This is a genomic window from Vulcanisaeta sp. JCM 16161 (genome assembly GCF_001316285.1).
Genome location: NZ_BBDO01000004.1, coordinates 146,139 through 165,241, shown reverse-complemented (window position 1 = coordinate 165,241; position 19,103 = coordinate 146,139). Strand labels below are relative to the sequence as shown.

At 46.1% G+C, this 19,103-nt stretch carries 20 protein-coding genes and 4 pseudogenes; 5 read left to right on the top strand and 19 right to left on the bottom strand.

Features of this window, described 5'->3' with window-relative positions; all coding sequences use genetic code 11:
• Positions 1–16: 16 nt before the first annotated feature.
• The 3 genes and pseudogenes from JCM16161_RS06365 to JCM16161_RS06355 all read right to left on the bottom strand — a co-directional run bounded on the left by JCM16161_RS06365 (position 17) and on the right by JCM16161_RS06355 (position 2,482).
• Positions 17–590, bottom strand: a pseudogene (locus tag JCM16161_RS06365) (UbiX family flavin prenyltransferase).
• A gap of 150 nt (positions 591–740) precedes the next feature.
• Positions 741–953, bottom strand: a complete 213-nt coding sequence (locus JCM16161_RS06360) for a ribbon-helix-helix domain-containing protein (RefSeq protein WP_013335185.1) — start codon at positions 951–953, stop codon at positions 741–743.
• 99 nt (positions 954–1,052) lie between these two features.
• Positions 1,053–2,482 (bottom strand): annotated as a pseudogene (locus JCM16161_RS06355) (V-type ATP synthase subunit B).
• A gap of 94 nt (positions 2,483–2,576) precedes the next feature.
• On the opposite strand from JCM16161_RS06355, the gene JCM16161_RS06350 reads away from it, so the two are divergent.
• Positions 2,577–3,422: a class I SAM-dependent methyltransferase family protein gene (locus tag JCM16161_RS06350; RefSeq protein WP_054855327.1), complete on the top strand. Its 846-nt coding sequence runs from the start codon at positions 2,577–2,579 to the stop codon at positions 3,420–3,422.
• A 41-nt stretch (positions 3,423–3,463) separates the two neighbouring features.
• Positions 3,464–3,835 carry a BlaI/MecI/CopY family transcriptional regulator gene (locus JCM16161_RS06345; protein ID WP_243669879.1) on the top strand — a complete coding sequence of 124 codons (372 nt, stop codon included), beginning with the start codon at positions 3,464–3,466 and terminating at the stop codon, positions 3,833–3,835.
• A 17-nt stretch (positions 3,836–3,852) separates the two neighbouring features.
• Here JCM16161_RS06345 and JCM16161_RS06340 read toward each other — a convergent pair whose 3' ends face one another.
• From JCM16161_RS06340 to JCM16161_RS06285, 14 genes and pseudogenes are all read right to left on the bottom strand, one after another.
• Entirely contained in the window at positions 3,853–4,320 is a 468-nt protein-coding gene (locus JCM16161_RS06340; protein WP_054855325.1) for a DUF2153 family protein, read from the bottom strand.
• A gap of 58 nt (positions 4,321–4,378) precedes the next feature.
• Positions 4,379–6,080: pseudogene (locus tag JCM16161_RS06335) on the bottom strand (DUF2070 family protein).
• Between the two features lie 114 nt (positions 6,081–6,194).
• The gene (gene meaB, locus JCM16161_RS06330) at positions 6,195–7,499 is read right to left on the bottom strand and encodes a methylmalonyl Co-A mutase-associated GTPase MeaB (RefSeq protein ID WP_054855324.1); all 1,305 of its coding nucleotides are present in this window, start codon (positions 7,497–7,499) and stop codon (positions 6,195–6,197) included.
• Complete coding sequence (locus tag JCM16161_RS06325; protein WP_054855323.1) at positions 7,496–7,891, bottom strand: cobalamin B12-binding domain-containing protein; 396 nt, start codon at positions 7,889–7,891, stop codon at positions 7,496–7,498. The genes meaB and JCM16161_RS06325 overlap by 4 nt, the downstream gene beginning before the upstream one ends.
• A 20-nt stretch (positions 7,892–7,911) precedes the next feature.
• Positions 7,912–8,073: a hypothetical protein gene (locus tag JCM16161_RS16350; RefSeq protein ID WP_243669871.1), complete on the bottom strand. Its 162-nt coding sequence runs from the start codon at positions 8,071–8,073 to the stop codon at positions 7,912–7,914.
• A gap of 1 nt (position 8,074) precedes the next feature.
• Positions 8,075–9,382, bottom strand: a pseudogene (locus tag JCM16161_RS06320) (methylmalonyl-CoA mutase family protein).
• Positions 9,274–9,597, bottom strand: a complete 324-nt coding sequence (locus JCM16161_RS16345; protein ID WP_243669862.1) for a hypothetical protein — start codon at positions 9,595–9,597, stop codon at positions 9,274–9,276. Before JCM16161_RS16345 ends, JCM16161_RS06320 begins: the two are co-directional and overlap by 109 nt.
• 68 nt (positions 9,598–9,665) lie before the next feature.
• Entirely contained in the window at positions 9,666–10,097 is a 432-nt protein-coding gene (locus tag JCM16161_RS06315; protein WP_243669860.1) for a hypothetical protein, read from the bottom strand.
• A gap of 188 nt (positions 10,098–10,285) precedes the next feature.
• Positions 10,286–12,124, bottom strand: coding sequence for an aldehyde ferredoxin oxidoreductase family protein (locus JCM16161_RS06310; RefSeq protein ID WP_054855322.1), 1,839 nt, complete (start codon positions 12,122–12,124; stop codon positions 10,286–10,288).
• A gap of 68 nt (positions 12,125–12,192) precedes the next feature.
• Positions 12,193–12,969 carry an ABC transporter ATP-binding protein gene (locus JCM16161_RS06305; protein ID WP_054855321.1) on the bottom strand — a complete coding sequence of 259 codons (777 nt, stop codon included), beginning with the start codon at positions 12,967–12,969 and terminating at the stop codon, positions 12,193–12,195.
• Between the two features lie 60 nt (positions 12,970–13,029).
• The gene (locus tag JCM16161_RS06300; protein ID WP_243669852.1) at positions 13,030–13,962 is read right to left on the bottom strand and encodes an iron ABC transporter permease; all 933 of its coding nucleotides are present in this window, start codon (positions 13,960–13,962) and stop codon (positions 13,030–13,032) included.
• Entirely contained in the window at positions 13,959–15,041 is a 1,083-nt protein-coding gene (locus JCM16161_RS06295; RefSeq protein ID WP_054855320.1) for an ABC transporter substrate-binding protein, read from the bottom strand. The genes JCM16161_RS06300 and JCM16161_RS06295 overlap by 4 nt, the downstream gene beginning before the upstream one ends.
• 69 nt (positions 15,042–15,110) lie before the next feature.
• Positions 15,111–15,716, bottom strand: coding sequence for a gamma-glutamyltransferase (locus tag JCM16161_RS06290; protein ID WP_243669831.1), 606 nt, complete (start codon positions 15,714–15,716; stop codon positions 15,111–15,113).
• A 325-nt stretch (positions 15,717–16,041) separates the two neighbouring features.
• Entirely contained in the window at positions 16,042–16,386 is a 345-nt protein-coding gene (locus JCM16161_RS06285) for a hypothetical protein (RefSeq protein WP_054855319.1), read from the bottom strand.
• 213 nt (positions 16,387–16,599) lie between these two features.
• On the opposite strand from JCM16161_RS06285, the gene JCM16161_RS16340 reads away from it, so the two are divergent.
• Genes JCM16161_RS16340 through JCM16161_RS16330 form a run of 3 tightly spaced genes read left to right on the top strand, consistent with a single transcriptional unit; the run spans position 16,600 to position 18,084 of the window.
• Positions 16,600–16,911 (top strand): hypothetical protein, encoded by a 312-nt coding sequence (locus JCM16161_RS16340; RefSeq protein ID WP_243669829.1) that lies wholly within the window; start codon positions 16,600–16,602, stop codon positions 16,909–16,911.
• Positions 16,871–17,455: a hypothetical protein gene (locus JCM16161_RS16335; protein WP_243669827.1), complete on the top strand. Its 585-nt coding sequence runs from the start codon at positions 16,871–16,873 to the stop codon at positions 17,453–17,455. The genes JCM16161_RS16340 and JCM16161_RS16335 overlap by 41 nt, the downstream gene beginning before the upstream one ends.
• Positions 17,383–18,084 carry a hypothetical protein gene (locus JCM16161_RS16330; protein WP_243669825.1) on the top strand — a complete coding sequence of 234 codons (702 nt, stop codon included), beginning with the start codon at positions 17,383–17,385 and terminating at the stop codon, positions 18,082–18,084. Before JCM16161_RS16335 ends, JCM16161_RS16330 begins: the two co-directional genes overlap by 73 nt.
• A 90-nt stretch (positions 18,085–18,174) precedes the next feature.
• On the opposite strand, the gene JCM16161_RS16325 is transcribed toward JCM16161_RS16330, so the two are convergent.
• Together JCM16161_RS16325 and JCM16161_RS06275 are read right to left on the bottom strand one after the other, a co-directional pair.
• Complete coding sequence (locus tag JCM16161_RS16325) at positions 18,175–18,330, bottom strand: gamma-glutamyltransferase (RefSeq protein ID WP_243669823.1); 156 nt, start codon at positions 18,328–18,330, stop codon at positions 18,175–18,177.
• Positions 18,331–18,332: 2 nt separating this feature from the next.
• Positions 18,333–19,076 (bottom strand): gamma-glutamyltransferase, encoded by a 744-nt coding sequence (locus tag JCM16161_RS06275; RefSeq protein WP_243669821.1) that lies wholly within the window; start codon positions 19,074–19,076, stop codon positions 18,333–18,335.
• Positions 19,077–19,103 lie beyond the last annotated feature (27 nt).

Genomic DNA, 19,103 nt, shown 5'->3' with positions numbered 1-19,103 from the left:
CTCTTAAATTACTATGCTATTCCTCAGAATAACCACTCCATCTCCTATAAAGGTCATTCTCAATACCCAACAGGTCAAGGACCCTACCAACCACGAAATTAACCATGTCATCAATGGTCCTAGGCTTATTATAGAAGGCTGGGGCTGCCGGCATAACTATGGCGCCTGCAAGGTAACTAATTCCATATTCTTAATATGTATTAGGTTAAGTGGTGTCTCCCTAATGACTAGGATTAGCTTCCTCCTTTCCTTCAGCGTTACATCGGCTGCCTGGTGATTAGGTTATCCGTTATTCCATGGGCTATGGATGCCAGGGTCTTCATAGAGCAGGGAATAATTACCATACCATCATGTCTAAACGACCCACTGGCTATTGGCGCACTCAGTTCATCCTCGCCATAAACCTTATTGGCAAGTTTCGACAATGACTCCTTGCCAATACCAACCTCATACCTCAATATGTCAATTGCCGTATTACTCACAACAAGGTGTACCTCCGAGTCAGTCGCGTATTTCCTAACCATCTCTAGAAATCTCACACCATAAATAACACCGCTCGCCCCCGTTATACCCACAACTATTCTCCTCACATCATTAATAAATAGTGCCCATAAATAACGTTAATGCTTAAGTGCATTAACTATGTATAATATATAATTTTATATAAAATTATTTTAAAAGAAGTAATTGATCATTGCACTTAATTATTTTTATTGGCATCACCATAGGCATATTTATCATTACCTACCAGGTAATAGTATTAGGTCCTCCACATTCTGAGTCTTGCTCCTCGAATTCTCCCTATAGAGCAGATCCCTTATTGCTATCCTAATCGCTTCGCTTCTGCTTGGGAATATTCCCTGCTTCACGAATTCATCAAGCTCCTCCAGCATTTGCTTTGGTATGTGCACGCTTATTAACACCATCTTCTCCTTCGCCTTGGTCTTTGGCATGGAGAATTAGATAATTACAGGATTTATTAAGATTCTCTGTCGTGAACTATGTAAGTATCTTCGATCGAGAAGCTTAACATTATTTACAAAGTACTAATTTTACGCACCCACGTCCTTTATGGACTCAAAAATCGAGCGCCTATAATACCTCTTGGATATGTCTGGCGGTACGTTCGTTAACTCATCCTCAGGTAATACACTAATAACATCCCAGGCAATATCAAGTGTCTGCTCAAAGGTCCTCCTCTCATAATACCCCTGATTAATGAACCTACGCTCAAACTGCTCAGCGAACCTGAGATACCTCCTCTCACGCCAGCTCAGGTTGGTCTCACCAACCAATAGGCTAGATTTCTAACATCTAACGCCCTCGAGTACGCCGCTATCAATTGGTTAGCCACGTACTTATGGTCATCCCTTGTCTTACCCTCACCAACAGCGTCCTTCATAAGCCTTGACAGGCTCATAATCACATCAAACGGTGGGTAAATGCCCTTACCCCACAGCGACCTGCTAAGTACTAATTGCCCCTCGGTTATGTAACCAGTCAGGTCCGGTATTGGGTGTGTTATGTCATCATGCGGCATCGTGAGTATTGGGAACTGGGTAATACTGCCCTTCTTACCCTTAGCCCTACCGGTCCTCTCATAGATGGTTGCGAAGTCCGTGTACATGTAGCCCGGGTAACCACGCCTACCGGGTAATTCACCCTTCGATGATGACAACTCCCTAAGAGCCTCTGCGTAGTTCGTCATGTCTGTTAGGATCACTAGTACGTGGTAGTCCCTATACCATGCCAGGTACTCGGCGATTGTCAACGCAGTCCTCGGCGTCAATATCCTCTCAGCAATTGGGTCACTTGCTAGGTTTAGGACCATGACGAGCCTCCTTAACGCACCAGTCCTCCTAAACTCATTGAGGAAGAACAAAGCCTCCTCGGACTTGAGGCCCATCGCTGCGAAGATTATTGCGAACTCCTCCTCATGACCCCTAACCGTTGCCTGCCTAGCCACCTGCGCCGCGAGCATGTTATGCGGCAATCCAGTGCCGCTAAATATTGGTAGCTTCTGACCCCTAACCATTGTGTTTAACCCATCAATTGCACTAACACCGGTCTCTATCGGCTCCTCAGGGTATTCCCTGGCATATGGATTAAGTGGCTCACCATTTATGTCCAGGTACTCCTCAGCAGGTGGTAATGGCAGTCCATCCCTTGGTTGCCCCTTACCATCAAGAACCCTACCCAGCAAATCCTCACTAACCGGCATTCTAAGAGTCCTCCCGTAAAACCTCACGGTACTACCCTTGGCGGGTAAGCCAAGCGTACCAGTTAGTACCTGGGCAACCGCGTAATTATCACCAACCTCGACCACCTGAACCATTCTAGGCTCACCATCAGGCCCTATGACCTCGCCAATCTCATTATAGGCAACGCCCCTGGTCTTCTCAATAACGATTAATGGTCCCTTAACCTCCCTAACCGTACTGTAAGACACAATGCCAGGTACAGACTCTATTATCTTGCTCATCGATTTACAGAGTTTCACAGCACTTATTAATTTTTATTCTACACGAATACGTGGACTAAATCAATTTAAGGCTTCCACACCTAACTGCTAGGTAGTGCCAACACTTAAGGATGTCGTTAGGCCATTAATACCCAAGGAGCTCTGGGACAGAGTGCCAAGGAGCTTTGACATAGTTGGCTCTAGGTCAGGCGCTGTCGCAATTATTGAAATACCACCCGAGCTTGAGAATTATAAGTTCATAATTGGCGATGCAATAGTTAGGTTAAATAGGCATGTTAAAGCTGTGTTGAGAAGGATCGGGGCAAGGGAGGGTGAATTTAGGCTATATAAGTATGAGGTCTTGGTCCCCGGACCCACAGAGGTCATTCATAAGGAAAATAATTACCTGATCAAGGTGGACCCCACAAAGGCCTATTTCTCTCCTAGGGACCAGGGCGATAGGGAGGATATAGCCAGGCAGGTAATGCCCAATGAGGTCATTCTATACCCATTCGCTGGCGTTGGTCCCTACGCAATTACAATATTGAAGAGACAGCCATTGGTTAGGTTGGTTATTGCCATCGAGCTTAATGAGTACGCGTATTACTACATGCTCGATAATATTAAGTTGAATAGGCTTGAGGGTAAGGTATTGCCACTCCTTGGTGATGCCGCAAAGTTAATGGGGCTATTCCACGGTGTTGATAGGGTCATACTTACCCTGCCTCTGGGCGCCCATAGGTTCCTTAAGCAATCATTGATGAGTGTTAAGGATGGCGGTATTATTCATTTCTATCACCTGGGCACCGAGGAGAACCCATACGGGGAAGCCGAGAACCTGGTTAGGAATTACTGCGGTGAGTTGGGTTATGAGTGCCAGGTCGTTAATAGGAGGATTGTTAGAGATTATGCTCCATATGTGTATAAGGTTAGGCTAGATATTAAAGTTGGTAAGTTTTAGACCTGTGTGTTAGGTTTATAAAACTACACGTGTAAACTCATATGATGGAGCAAAGCGAGCGTAGAAGAAGACTTCTATTAATGATTGGACCACTTGAGGCTGAGGTTATTGGCATACTTAATGAGCTTAAGGAGGCTACCGCAATGACGATATGGGAGGAGTTGACTAAGAGGGGTAGGAAGACGGCGTACACGACCGTGCTCACAGTACTGAGTAGATTATACACTAGGGGATTCATTAATAAGCGTGAGAAGGTAATTAATAATGTTAGGCAGTTTGTCTATGAATTGTCAATACCATATGAAGTTAAGAGCGAGATCATTAGGGAGCATATTGGCCTAATTATTAAGATGTTCGGTAGGGACGCCATCCAGATAATTAGGGATTATTTAAATGAAATTAGTGAGAAATAATAGGAGGATTATTTTATTTACATGAATCTCGGTACCTCGCCCTGCTCTCCCTGCTGACCCCTCTGCGGCACAATACCTCTCTGCTCAATGTAGAGCCTTAGTATGTCTGGTATCTCGTTCTCATTCTCCATCTTCTTAAGTATGTCCACATACCTACTCGTGTGATCTATGTCAAGCTTAACAAACTCAATTGCAATGTCCCTAAGCCTCTCCTCCAACTCCTTGAGCATGTCTATGGGCATTATTGAGGTTATCATTGGGTTGTTCAGCCAGGACTCGAAGTCCTTAAGCGTCCTCTCTATGTAATATAGCATTGCCTGCGCCGATAGTAATAATGAGAGCCTGTCCTGGGTGACTATGTAATCACCGTATTTCTGCAACTCATCCATGAACTTCTTCTGATCCTTAACCCAATTCTCAAGCCTAGTTATTAACCCAGCTATGTGAGCCCTAATTGCCTGCCTTTTTAGATCCTCAGAACCCATATCCCTTCCTGATTAATTACGTAGACCTCTCTATTAAACCTTTTGTATTTATTAAGTTCTAAAGAATACCGAGTATTACCCCGAGGATTATCATCGTCAGTATAGGAAGTATTATCAACACGGTAAAGTGCTTCTTCCAATCCATAACACCCCTCTCCGCAGCCTTCACCATGTTATTAAACGAATCACCAATTAACCTAACACCCTCAACGATAACCGGGTAATACATTACATGAGTCGACACAAGATTGCCAAGACAACGCTTAACACTCCTCCTCACATTCCTCATTATCAATTCATGGCTTACCGAGTCACCAACGATCTTATACCCCCTACTCCTTGTGAACCTAGCAATACCCGTGTACTGATGATTATCCGTTGTTAGGACCTCCACAATGTCGAAGTAATTCCGAAACTCACTAATTATTGCATCGGCTAACTCCCTCCTTAAGTTATTACCATCAAATATCACTAATAAAACCCTCTTACCATTTATGTCCAGACCCCATGTTATTAATCCATTATCACCAATCTCAAATTGAATAGGCCAAAGGCGTACTTGGGCACGTGATTAATGCATGACTTGATCTCAAGCCTATGCCTCTCTAATTCTCTAATCCTGTTTAATAATGAGCTAACTCATTAATATCGTTCTCATCCCATGTATTATCATCGGAGTAGTAATTCTGAGCATCGACTAATATTATATCGTCCCATTCAAGCTTTGTTCTTCTTCTCAATTCCTCGTAAACATTAAGAGGAATATCATCACTGGACTTAATTAGTCGGCTTATGATCACGAGAGACTTCCCGCACAGTGGCACGTGCGTTACCCTGAAATTACGGCTTTGTACTTGAATCGGCATTCTCCCAATGCACTCATTATTCGCGTAATTTCCATTTAATGACTCCCTAACCTTAGCAGCAACAGCCCTAACAACCCTACGCACATCAACCTCGTTGCAGGATCTAACTCATGCTACCAACGCCATGCATGTAAACCACGGGGTTTACGTAACGGCTCAATTCACCGACGAGATCACTAATTAGGTAACCACCACCCACCTTGGCTATTGGGCCTGCGTGCAACTCAGGTATGGTCACTACGTAGTTATTACCGTCGCGACTTAACATGAATAGGTGCACCTTAACATCCCTAACCACGGATCTCCTGCTCAACTCCCTCTCAAAGGCTCTGAGTACTCAAAGAGCGCCGTATAGAGGTATGAACTAAACAACCTGAGTACGTCAACACCGCCGTACGACGCCTCGAACTTAAAAATAACGTAATAGATAAATAGGAAGGAGAATATGTAAAATGTTAAGTCTAAAATTGCGTACTTTACCAGGTCTATCGTACCAATTAGGAAGTATGAGAGCAGCTGTATAATGAAGACGCTGGGCAGGGTATAGAGTGGGTATGGAATGTACTTCTTCATTGAATTCCCATTATGCTCAAGCCCCCTTAGCACCATTATCATGGCACTTAATGGTAAAACAAAGGATAGTGCGCCGAAACCAACCACGAACTTATGGGTAATTAACGTTATTAGAAGGTCTACCATTACCGCCAGCGCCGTACTAAATAATGATAATGTTGTGCCAAAGCCCCTGTATGACTGTATGAAAACCATGGCCCTAAGGGTTGTGAGAACGGATAGGAACATTATGCCGTAAATAATTAATGACTTAAAGTACGTTATTAACGGCTCATGCGTATATAGGCTCATTAGGTAGGGCACTACGATGGTTAGTATCATTAATGAGTACTTTATTGAATCCCCTCCCCTGAACACTATCGTATAGCCGCGCTCAAATGACCTACTCTTTTTCACGCAAGCTGAGCCCGCACCTCTAGATTATTTAAAGATCACTCATTGAAGGGCCTTACGTTGAACCAACTCAAGGAGGACACCATTAAGGCTTTTTGGATGTATGAAGGTGACTATGCCCTCGGCCCCCCTGCTCGGCTTACCAGTAAGTGTGAGACCTGCATCCTGAGCCCTCCTAATGAATTCCTCCAAGTCATCAACCTCAAGGGCTATGTGATGGATACCCTCACCCCTATTTTCCAGGAACTTGGCTACCGTGGAACTCGGACCAAGCGGTTCGAGCAGCTCAATCCTGGTATTACCAAGCCACACCATTACGACTTTAACTCCCTGCTCCTCAACAATTATTGGATCGCTAACCCTAAGTCCCAACTTCCTAAACTTCTCAACGGCACTATTTAGGTCCTTAACCGCAATGGCTACGTGGCCAAGTCTCGGCATCCCCATACCTAATAACCTCCTTGCAGCCTCCTGTGGTGATAATTTACCGCTAACAACCTCATTCTCAAGTTCCTCGCCTTCACTAAGCCTTTTCTCAAGAAGGTCATAGGCGTAAAGCCTCATTTCGAGTAATCTCCTGTTGGTTAGGGTCTCATTCAGCTTACCATTACTGATCAACTCCCTGAACCTATCATCAATGAGCCTAAGCAATTCATCAACGCCATAGCCATATAAACCGGACACCTTAATCACGGCAGGTCTCCAGGAATCACCCTTAACCTCCCTCATCATATCAACCATGGCCAACAAATCCCTATACGTAGATTCGGATGCTTGATTGTCAGACTTTGAAACAATGTAGATATCCCCAATCTCCATAAGACCACTCTTAAGCGCTTGAATCTCATCACCAGAGAGGGGTGGTACTAGGACAAGTATTGTGTCGGCCACGTACTTAACATCGGTGTCGGACTGACCGGCACCAACGGTTTCGATGAGTATGTAATCCGCACCTGCATACTCAAGTATGTTCACTGCGGCTATGGTCGCGTAATTAAGCCCTCCACGAATACCCCTGGTCGCCATGCTTCTAATGTATATATTCGGCCTTGAAGTAAGTTCCTGCATCCTAATCCTATTGCCCATGAAAGAACCGCCCGTGAATGGGCTTGATGGATCTATCGTTAAAATAGCAATCTTCTTGTCCTGGGGTATCTTCCTAGCCATTGCATAGATTAATGTGCTTTTGCCTGAGCCCGGCGGCCCGGTTATGCCAATTACATGGCTCCTGCGTTGAATACTCAGTGGTATTTCAACGCCCTCCTCAGCCAGCGTAATTAATCTAGCTATGGCTGATTTGTCCCAATTACGTGCCCTTTCAATTAATTCATTAATGCTTACGCTCATTGTGTCACACCCACGAGCTTCTTCACAATCTCTATAATCTCCCTGAGTGGTGTGCCGGGTCCATAAACGCCCGCAACACCCATTTTCAGCAGTGCATCTCTATCCTCAGGTGGTATTATCCCACCGACTAGCACGGGTATGTTCACGCCCCTCTCCCTCATAATCCTCATTAACTCGCCCACAAGCTCCATGTGCGAGCCCGATAATATGCTAATACCTATCAACTTCGCATCCTCCTGAATCGCCGTCTCAACAACTTGGCTGGGCGTCTGCCTAATACCGGTGTAGACAACCTCAAACCCAGCCTCAGCCAATGCCCTGGCAATGACCTTAGCGCCCCTATCATGCCCGTCAAGGCCAAGTTTGGCAATAATTATCTTGGGCCTAGGCATACCTCATCACTAAACGTGCATCATACCCTAAAAATCTTTTCCTTAGTAAATAGATGGTGGTTTATACTCACCCCAAACATCACGTAATACGCCTGATATCTCGCCAACCGTTGCCTTGCCTTAACGGCATTTAGTATGTACGGGAATATATTCTCATCCTCCTTATCGGCTGCCCTCCTCAACTCATTGAGGGCCCTCTCCCAGCCTCCCTATCGCGCTTTCCCTAACTTCCCTAACACGCCTAATACTTCTCTCTCTAGACACTGGGTCGACCTTATGAAGCTCTATGTGAAGCTCCTCCTCTTCCCTAAACATGTTCACACCGATCACGGCTATCTTACCCTCCTCAACCATCTTCTGGTACTGATACGCGGACTCGGCGATGGCCCTCTGTGGGTAGCCAATCTCCACGGCCTTAGTCATACCGCCAAGCCTGTCAATATAGTCAATTATTTTCATAGTCTCTTCCTCAATCGTGTCCGTAAGCCACTCAATATAGTATGAACCACCCAGCGGATCTATCGAATCAATAACCCCACTCTCATAGGCTATTACCTGCTGAACCCTCAAAGCAAGCTTCACGGACTTCTCCGTAGGCAGTGCCAATGCCTCGTCATAGGCATTAACATGGAGTGACTGAGCACCACCGAGTACCGCGCTAATGCCTGTATTGTCGTCCTAATGATGTTAACCTCAGGCTGTTGAGCCGTTAATGCAGCTCCCGATGTTTGTACATGGAACTTGAGCTTCATGGACTCGAGCTTCTTAGCGCCGAACCTCTCCTTCATAATCCTCGCATAGAGTCTACGGGCAGCTCTGAACTTCGCAACCTCCTCGAAGAGATTCGTCGTCGCCGCGAAGAAGAAAGATAGCCCTGGTGCAAAATCATCAACACTCATCTTCCACCTATTAATAACCCAGTTGGTATACTCAATGGCGTCAGCCAATGTGAAGGCGAGTTCCTGGACCGCGGTGGCTCCTGCCTCCCTGAAGTGATAACCACTAATGCTTATTGGGTGCCACTTGTAGATTCTTAGAGGTGTAGGCTATTATGTCCGTCGTATACCTCATTGAGTGGAGTGGTGGGTATATGTATAGGTTCCTTGCTATGAACTCCTTGAGTATGTCATTCTGAATAGTCCCATCAAGAACCGCCTTATCAATACCCCTGCTCTCAGCGACTGTTATGTACATGGACAGTATCTCCGCCGCGGTGGCGTTTATCGTGAATGACGTGGTTATCTTACCAATGTCAATACCATCGAAGAGGATTGACATGGAAACGACCTCAGGAATTGAAACACCGACCTTACCAACCTCGGGATATGCAAGCTCATGGTCAGGATCAAGGCCCAATTGCGTCGGTAGGTCAAAGGCAACGCTCAGACCCGTCTGTCCCTGCGATATGAGGAACTTATACCTCCTATTCGTATCCTCAGGCGAACCAAAGCCTGAGTATTCCCTGAACGTCCAAAGCCTAGACCTATACATGCTTGGGTATATACCCTAGTAAATGGGTACTCACCAGGGAATCCCAACTTGTCCAAGTAATCACCCTTAATATCCAGTGGCGTGTATAATGCCTTCACGTCAATCCCGAACGACGTTGCGAACTTCCTCCATTCAGGTAATTTCTTAAGAGTTGGTAATAGGAATTCTCTAACCCACTCATCATACTTTTCCTTAATCCTATCCGTACTCTCCATTAATAATTTACAAATAATTATTAGCTAATAAATCTGTCTTTATCCCGTGGCATTACTTAGTAGATAATTCACAGCATCATCAACTGACCTAAACACACGACCACCCAGCAATACATGGCCTGGGCAATTAATTTATCAGCATGGTTCATAACACCGATTATGTTGACTGATAATGGGTAATCATCAAGCATTGACGCAGCAATCCTACCGCATTCCCTTAATTTAACCCTCATGGTGTCAAGCGCCTGGAGCTCAGGCGTGGTGGCTATTATCCAGCCAAGAGGCCCCTTGAATCCACGGCATAATTCAGCGATTTTGGACATTAATAGTTCCTCCACGTTTTTAACCCTGGCCAACCTATCATCACTACCCTGAACCAGATAAGCATTTAACTGCATGGATAGGGCCATGACCATAGCCGCGATCCTACCAACGTCATTACCACTAAAGTTAAGCCTAACATTGTTTGCAGTATTTGATAATTCATCCAAACAACCCATGAGCTTATTGGTGCCGAGTCCTTACGTACCCTAACCCTCTTACCAAACAATGGTATGACGCTATAACCACTATCGCCAGGGCACTTAATACTATCATCAACCTCTTTACAATCCGCAAACAAAGGTAAACGACACTCACCATTCATTACTAGCAATCACACACAATCATTATATAAATTTAATTCATTTTAATTAAGGTTAACCCTGGACTCAAGTTGTGGAATGACGAAGTCAAGCCCTAAACGCTTTAGGGTATCCTTCCTCGGTATGCCCCTCTCATCCCAACCCCTTAACTCGTAATACCAACTAAGCATTCTCTGATAACCGTCATAATCAAGCTTAGCGCCCTTGAGTGGGCCCTTACTTAACGGTCTCTTGAACCACTTGGCTGGTGGCGTGTCATAGGCTCTATCCCAATGGCCGTACTCCCTGATCCAGAACGCCCTAATTAGTGTATAAATCCTATTATTTATAGTGCTTAGTACTTCCATGTTCATGTCCATGCCGGTGGCAGCCTTGAACAGGCGGAAGTACCAATCAAGTTCAAGGCCAACCTCAACCCATGGGAACCTACACGTCACTATCGTTTCGAATAGGCCACCCCTGATGTCCTGCATCTCAATCAACTTCTCAACCTTCTCCCTGGTATAGTCAAACCTACCTCTTTGAACCTCCCAGGATATGAGCCAGGCATCCTTATGATGAGCGCCAATGGGGCTCGTGGAGAATGCCAGGGCCATTCCAGGGGCCGCATGACAGTCATAAGCGCTTATCTCGAGACCCTTAACATGCATTGCAAATTCCGTGGCCTCAGGCCCCAACTCCATTGATGCTGCCCTAACGCCCTTACCAAGCAACTTACCTAGTTCAGACCTCTGTAGCGCTATGTCCATGGCGACCTCAGCAGCCCTCTTATAATCACCCCACTCAATACCATCCCTAAGCAGTTTCTTCTCCGTTGCCTCCATCGCGAAGCCTAGGCTTGAGCCCAGGCTTATCGTGTCCATACCCATCATGTCCGCAATCCTATTAAGATGAGCCACCTTAGCTAAGTCACCAATACCTAGGTTGCTACCGAGCATCGCAATATTTTCATAATCTAACTCAGCAAGTTCACCCTCCGCATCCCTAACCACGTGGCCACACGCCATCACGCACTGTGGGCATGACCTAGTCATGACCTTATTTCTCTCAACAGAGAAACCACCTATCTTCTCGTATTCATCGAATTGGCCCTCCGTATAGTTATACGTAGGTAGTACACTGGCTTCCTGAGCCCACTCGACAGTTGATGTCGTACCTTGCCTCATCCAGAATGGGTAGTTGGGCTTAGACTTCGTTGCCACTATAGCATCAACACCTATCTTCCTAAGCATTGGATCCGCGACCTTAACATCACCATGTCCCCTCATAACCACTGCCTTTAGGTTCTTACTACCCATAACCGCCCCAATGCCGGGCCTACCACCACTACGACCCTTCTGCGCAACAATGGTTGCAAATCTCACGAGTCTCTCACCGGCAGGCCCTATTAGTATCATGCCAACGTCACTACCATGGATCTTCCTCAACCTATCCTCCGTGGTGAATGTGTCAAGGCCCCACAAATCCTCCGCACTGTTAAAGTCGACCCTAAACTCATCGCCCTTATTCTCAATATATAGGTATGTGGGTTTCTCGGCCTTGCCCTCGATTATTATCATGTCAAGGCCTGCCCTCCTCATGTGAATTGCAAGCCATGAGCCAATATTACCATCACCATAACCGCCAGTTAACGGGCTTTTAGCCGCCACAAGCAATTTACCGCTATTAGGTATTGGTAATGCCGTTAATGGACCAACGGCCAATATCAACTTATTTAATGGACTTAACGGGTCAACACCTGGTGGTAACTCATCCCATAAAGTCTTTATTGCAAAACCCCTACCGCCAATATAGCCCTGCGCAAGCGATGGGTCGAGCGATTGAACAACAAACCTTCTCCTAGATAGATCAATCCTTAATACATGCCCACCCCATCCGAACATAACGTCGACTACCTAGGACAATGCATTAAATAAATTTTTCTTAGTATCCCAAAATAAAATAAATATGACTAATGAGTTAAGGGCTGTTTCATGAATTTATCACGAACATAAATAAGCCTGCGCCCATCCACATCAAAAACCTCCACATCAATGCCGTACAACTCGCTTAAAACCTTACCATTAATTATATCCTCCGGGGTACCCATCGCCATCACCTCACCATTCTTTAACGCCACAACCCAATCACTGGCCAGCGCCAGGTCAATGTCATGACCAGCGGCTACCACCGTAACCCCCCTATCATAAACAATTCTCCTCAATGTATGAATAACCCTATACTTATTACCAAGGTCTAGGTTTGACGTTGGTTCATCCATTAATAACAACGGCGCCTTCGATGCCAAAGCCCTCGCTATCAAAACAAGCCTCTTCTGGCCAGTACTCAGTTCATCAAACCTCCTATTTGCAATACCATCTATACCTAGGTACCTAAGGGCGGCAATAGCCTCATCCTTACTCACCCAACCACCGCCATTTCGTGAACTCATAACCACATCTAGCACTGTCAAAGCCATTTGTGAGTATATCTCGGCTGGTGAGTACGATACGTACTTCGGCAAATCCCTAATCGGTATTTCATCAATGTTCTTACTGTCTATGTAGATGTAACCGCCAAAGACCCTTGCATACCTTATTATGGCCCTAAGTAACGTGGTCTTCCCAGACCCATTGGGCCCAAGTATTGTCGTTAGGCTTGACCTTGGTATACCAAGCGCGATATCCCTAATGATTGGTTCATCATAACCAACCCTGGCATTCACGAACCTAACCACGTAATCACTCATTGCGACCGCCCCTGAGTAATACCAACAATATGGGAACGCCGAAGAGGCTTGTTATAGCCGTTATAGGCATAACAACGCAGGAATCAACACCTTACTAATGACATTCGCATATAGCATTATTGTGGAGCCTGAAATAATCGATAGCGGTATGACCCTTGAATTATCGGAACTCGATATTAATAATCGAGTTATGTGAGGAGTCATTAGGCCCACGAAACCTATTATACCTGTGAATGAGACAGCCACCGCGGTTAATAACCCAGTCAATATTATTAATAAATTACGGAATGCCCTAGGACTTACACCACCGGCTTGGGCAACCTCATCACTCATCATTAGCAGGTTAATCTCATGACCGCTCACAGCTATGTACGCTAGGATCGGCAGGCTCACGCTAAGCATCACAACATCCTCACCCCAATTAACGCCACTCACCGTACCAAATAGTAGATAAACAACGGCAGGTAATGTTGGGATTATTGTCAATAAGTACGTATCTAGGATCATCACAATCGAGGAGAATAGTATTGAAACGGCGATGCCCGCCAGTATGAGGGATAGCCAATAACCCCTGCCAAAAGCCACGACAATCGCCGTAGCGAGTAAGGCACCTAGAAATGCTAGAATCGGCATTAATATCGTTGGTGAGGGCAGTGAGGCCCTGAACAATACGTATACTAATAGGCCCAACAACGCACCAAACAATGCTCCAGAAGCCGTACCAGTTACGTAAGGCTCAGCAAGCGGATTTCTAAACACGGCCTGCATGACGGCGCCAGCAACGGCCAGGTTAGCGCCAACCACAATACATGCCAGGGCCTCAGGCAACCTAATGTCCATTATTATGACCCTATACGTATTTGATGGGTCGAACAACACCCTTAATGGGATCATAACTTCGCCAATGAGTACATTCAGGATTATACCCACCAGTAATAATGGAATGAAGACCCACATGAATTTTACGACAGAATTGCTAACCGTCTTAATCACCCATTACCTAATGTAATGTTTAGGTTAGGCTTAACATACTGATTAACCCATTGAGCACTTATGTAATGCGGTATGGCAGTTGAATTAAGACCGAAGGCGCTGGGGTGTAGTATCATAGCAAGTAGTAGGGCTCCATAGACGGAAAGAGGCCCCGGCTCCTCGATGAGGCTCTCGGCAAAATAACCAAGTACATAAACGTGACCCTCCCTAACGGCGTTCGTACTGTTTATCCCAGGAATCGAGAGTATTGACTGGAGTGTCGCCGTGTAATTGCCCATGAAGTTGTCAGTAATTATGTAGTCAGGATTAATGGCGATTAATTGACTGGGGCTAACCGTGGGGTACATACCGCTGAATGGATCATAACCACCAGCTAAGTTAATGTAGTAACCAATAAACGATGAATTACCTGCAACATAAATTGGGTTATACCACGATACATAGGCTACCGTTACCTTAGGTTCATTGGAGACCTTACTTTCTACGTAATTGATTACATTATTCATACGACTAATCACCTCCTCACCCTTGCCCGGAACCCCAAGCGCCTTAGCCATCAGCATTACATCGCTTTCTATGCCCGTTATATTCGTATTATCAGTACCGCCTATGAATATCACGGTAATGTTGGCCGCACTTAACGTACCAATACTTTGAACTAACTGCGGCTGGAAACCAGCATCTGCGCAGAGTAGTGATGGGTGTGCGGTTATTATTGGCTCTATTGGTGGTGATCCATATATTGAGTTAATAACGGTGGCGTTGCTCGGCACCGTAACATTTAAGTACTTGAGTAATTGCTCGGAATAAACATCGATTAGGACTACCCTGTCGCCGAAGCCGAGCGTGTATATTATCTGCGTACAGTCAGGACTTACAGTACCTATGGTACTTGGTTGTGAGTTTATCGTGACATTACGGCCGAGGTAGTCAACCACCGTTATTGGGTAGTTAACGCTTATGCCCGATTTAACAGGTCTTGATGTATTGACTTGGACTACGTAGTATGCGGCTATGACTATTGCTGCGATAATTACAGCAACTCCTACGATTAACGCCTTTGAGATGCCCTTCGGCATACGGTGATAGGATAGGCATCCTATTTATAAGTATTTCTCTATACAGACATCCTAAAACGCATAAGGGATTTATTGACCGAGGGCCAACCCATCCCCACGTATGTCGGCGTAGAGCAGTTTTCTGCCGTTGCCCAGGAACGCCGCTATACTCGCCACGCCTGTTCGTCCTGGGTACCTAATTACTTGGTGCGGCTCTGTCAGGCCCGCTGTTTCGTAACCCTCCTCAATGATTAATGACTTCCTATCCCATAGGAATCTAGGCGCGTCGATTGCTTCCACGGGGCTTAAACCGTAATCAACCATGTTCGTTATAAATAACGTATGTTGCTGTGGTCTGAAATGAGCCCCGGAGGTTCCAAGTGCGTATTTTGGTTCTCCATCCTCGGTAATTATTACAGTACTTAATGTATGGAGCGGTCTCTTCCTGGGCATTAATACGTTTGGCCCATCCATTGAGAAGTCCGAGGCCCTATCATTAAGCGTGATCCCGTACCTTGGCTCGGTAATTAAAGAACCAAAGTGCTGATATAGGCTTTGGATGGCACTCACGACATTACCCTCCCTATCCACAACCACGAAATACGTGGTATCGCCAGAACCACCTAATCGCCTACTAACCCCTGATTTATACGTTGACAGCAGGAACTCCGGGTCAAGGAGCTTATCAATAGGCACATCAACAAACCTTGGGTCACCTCAACTTTCTAAAGTCTCATCAACATCGTAGCACTTGCCGAACTCGCTCTTCGCCTTATTATGTAGTTCATAAACTCTCTTATCTAATTCGCTCATCAATGCATCACAGTTATACCACTAAATATACCTATCTCAGGGTTTTAGGTAATGCTTATTTTCAGCTAAAATAATGTATCATGTGATGGGGCATGTATAAACTTCTTCTTTCTTACATACATCGGCAATGTATTGATTTTTGTTCTTCGGTGCCTGGGGTTTGGGAGAATAAGATTTGTGGAGGGTGTGGTTTTGGTGTGTTGGTTGCCTATATTCCGTATTCAAAATGAAGAAGGGCTTGTGTATCGTTGGATAGGTAGGGGCGGAAGAGGATAGCTGTATCCTCTTTGGCTTTCTCAAACAGTGCCTCGGCATCAGTAATCACGCAGTTGTTCTCCCTCAGCCTTTCGCCAATCATCCTGGCAGGCAGTGCGTAGCCTCTGGAGTTCGGGGCTTCAAAGGCGAAGTCTTTCAATAAGTCATCGCCTAGGCTACAGCCCGAGTAGTTTATGATTATCGCCTTTAGGAAATCCTCACTCCCCAGCGCCTTTTCGACTTCCTCCTCGCTCATGAGGCGGCTCTCCGCCAACTGCGTGAGCACCCCATCACTCATCGGCACCGCAGCTCAATCACCGACCATCGACGGCTCGACCATGTACCTCATTGCCTTGCTTGGGCAACCCCGCAATGCGTGTAGACCGCATTGACGTGGGCTACGGCTTCTCTTTCAATTACTTACCTAAGCCAATTCAGCACTAATTTGGTAGTGGCTTATTAGCTCCATTGAGGATTAACCCTATGGATGCATCATGGCTCTAAGGATTTGTTGGGGAGTCAAGGCAAAGGCTCTAAACGCCTAAGGTGCAGCGAGCCCGTCGACGACCCAAAGGTCGTTGAGGAAACCATGAGACTAATCAACGAGTTCCTAAGCAGGGTCGAGAGGCACGGAGGCGTGTTGCTCAGCGATTCGGCAACGCCGTTCGACAACGCAATTAATGCCCTAGCAACTGGCTGCCAAAGATTAAGGCAAAGATTAGGGAAAGCAATGACGAGGCATAACCAACCTGAGGAGGGCAATGCTCAACATAGGCAAGGAAATGCTGAGGCTATTAAAGCGGGCAAGGGAAAAGTGGCTTAAGGAGTATCGAAAAGAGCTCGAGGAGCTAATCAATAAACTAAGGAGTGGCAAGGCAAGGGTAGTCATTAGCGGTGAACCATTCGATAAGGATAAGTCGTTCATGGTTCATTTATACACGAAGAACTTGACGATTGAGGTAGCCAGGGTCGCCAAGACGGAGAGCATAACGATGTGGGTCTCGCTCACTGGTCTCAAGGGCGTTCATGTGGTTGTACCTAAGCTATTCGGTGATGGTAAGTTGAGGGCAATGCAGTGCGGGCTTTTGCTAACTGATGGCTCAATCGAGTACGGCTACCCAATAATGACCACTAGCCAGCTATGGCAGGCCATTGCATGGCTAATTGCGTGGCCTGGGAGGAATTACATATGCATAGATAACTTGGGCCTTAACGATAACGATGTGGGCGTTACTTGGCATTTAAGGGCTCTTGACCACAGAGGCGTGTTTAAGAATAAGCCGAGGTCGCCGAAGTGGCTAGCAGGCTCGACAATGAGGAATTCCCAACATTCACACTGTACACAGTGCTCGGCGATGGCGATGTAAACATTAAGTGGAAGTGGGTTAGGCTCACTATGGGCCATTCAAAGCTAGAGTTGTGGGGCGGCTTAATCGAGAGACTAGAGAGCATGGGGTTCAAGAGGAGAGATGATGGGTATAGGATGGCGCATACGGTCAAGTCCTCAAAAGCCGTTGAACTAGCCAAGAAAATGCTTGGCGACTCGGCGATTAAGACTTTGGTTGAGGACTTGGTCCAACTGCCCGATGCCGAGAAGCCTAGGCGTTTAGTGGCATTGGCGGGCATGGAGCCCAAGCCGAAGGGTAAATCGATGGTTGAGGTTGCCGGCATAAGGATGACCATCGGCGTGGACAATAATGGTTATGTAGTATTGAAGGTTAGGCGTAAGGATTATGAGGACGCCAGGGCCGTCTTGGAGAGGTTGAAGGGCGCTGGTTATGAAGAGGTTGAGCTGAGTAGGCAGGGTGATAGGTGCGTGGTCTACATGGGCATGGACGTAATTAGGAAGCACCCAGAGCTCGTCACCAAAGTCTGCGAGGTGTTGAGGAGGATGCACGAGGAGGCAATAAATAAGGGCGAGGAGAGGAGGGCAAGGTCAATAGCCAGGGCAATGAAGAAGTTAGGCTGCCCCGCCCAAAGCCCACGGGCCCAATAAAAACAACAACTAATAACAACAAAAATTACTGCTCAAGCTTTTTGGCATTGTGCAATGGGCTCAGGTCCTCAATCAAAGCCTTAATAGTCTCTACGAGTCCCTAAGCTCATAGGCAATTCTGTAAATGCTTAAGTACGTCTCAATCCTACTGCGTGACCACGCGTTGACGTTTACCTTCAATTCCTCAAGAAGTTTCAATATCATTAATGTGGTTATGCCCTGGGTATTAGGCGGTGATTCATACACGGTTAACCCTTATAACTAATGCTAAGTGGGTCACGCCACTCCGGCTCATACTCCATTAAATCACTCATTTCCATAACACCACCAACGGACTGAACATAATTCACAAGAGCCTCACCAACCTCTCCCCGATAGAGTATGTCGGGCCCGTGCTCCATTATCAATTCAAAGGTCTTAACCAACGGTTCTATCCTAATCACATCCCAGGGCCTAGCATTTATTGGATATACTGATCTGAAGTCATTATTATTGGCAATCTCACTCCTAAGTGATTCTACGGCCTTAACAAAGCTTGGACTTGCTGGGAAACCCCTCCTTGCAACCTCAACCACAGGCCTTACTAGGGATCTCCACTCATCAGTTCCAAATCGCCTCCACATCGCATGAAGCCCCGCCAATAACCCAGGGACCACGGGCGATAGTGGACCCCTCATTGGTACTGCATTCAACCCCCTTTGCAGCAGTAACTCTCTACTTAATTTCCTAGGTGCCCAACCACCGGCGTTTATGAAATAAACCCTCCCCTCCCTGGCTATATATAACATAGCGAAGAAATCCCCGCCTAAACCGCCTAAGTGAGGCTGTGTAAGGGCTAGCGCAAGTGATGTTGTTACTGCGGCATCAACGGCATTACCACCTAGGTTAAGCACATCAACGCCCAACCTACTGGCCACGGGATGTTCAGAGGCAACACCACCTAATTCGGTGATCCAGGGAGACTTAACACCACCCATTATTGGTAATGGCACGTGTTAATTACACCGCCTAGGAATTTT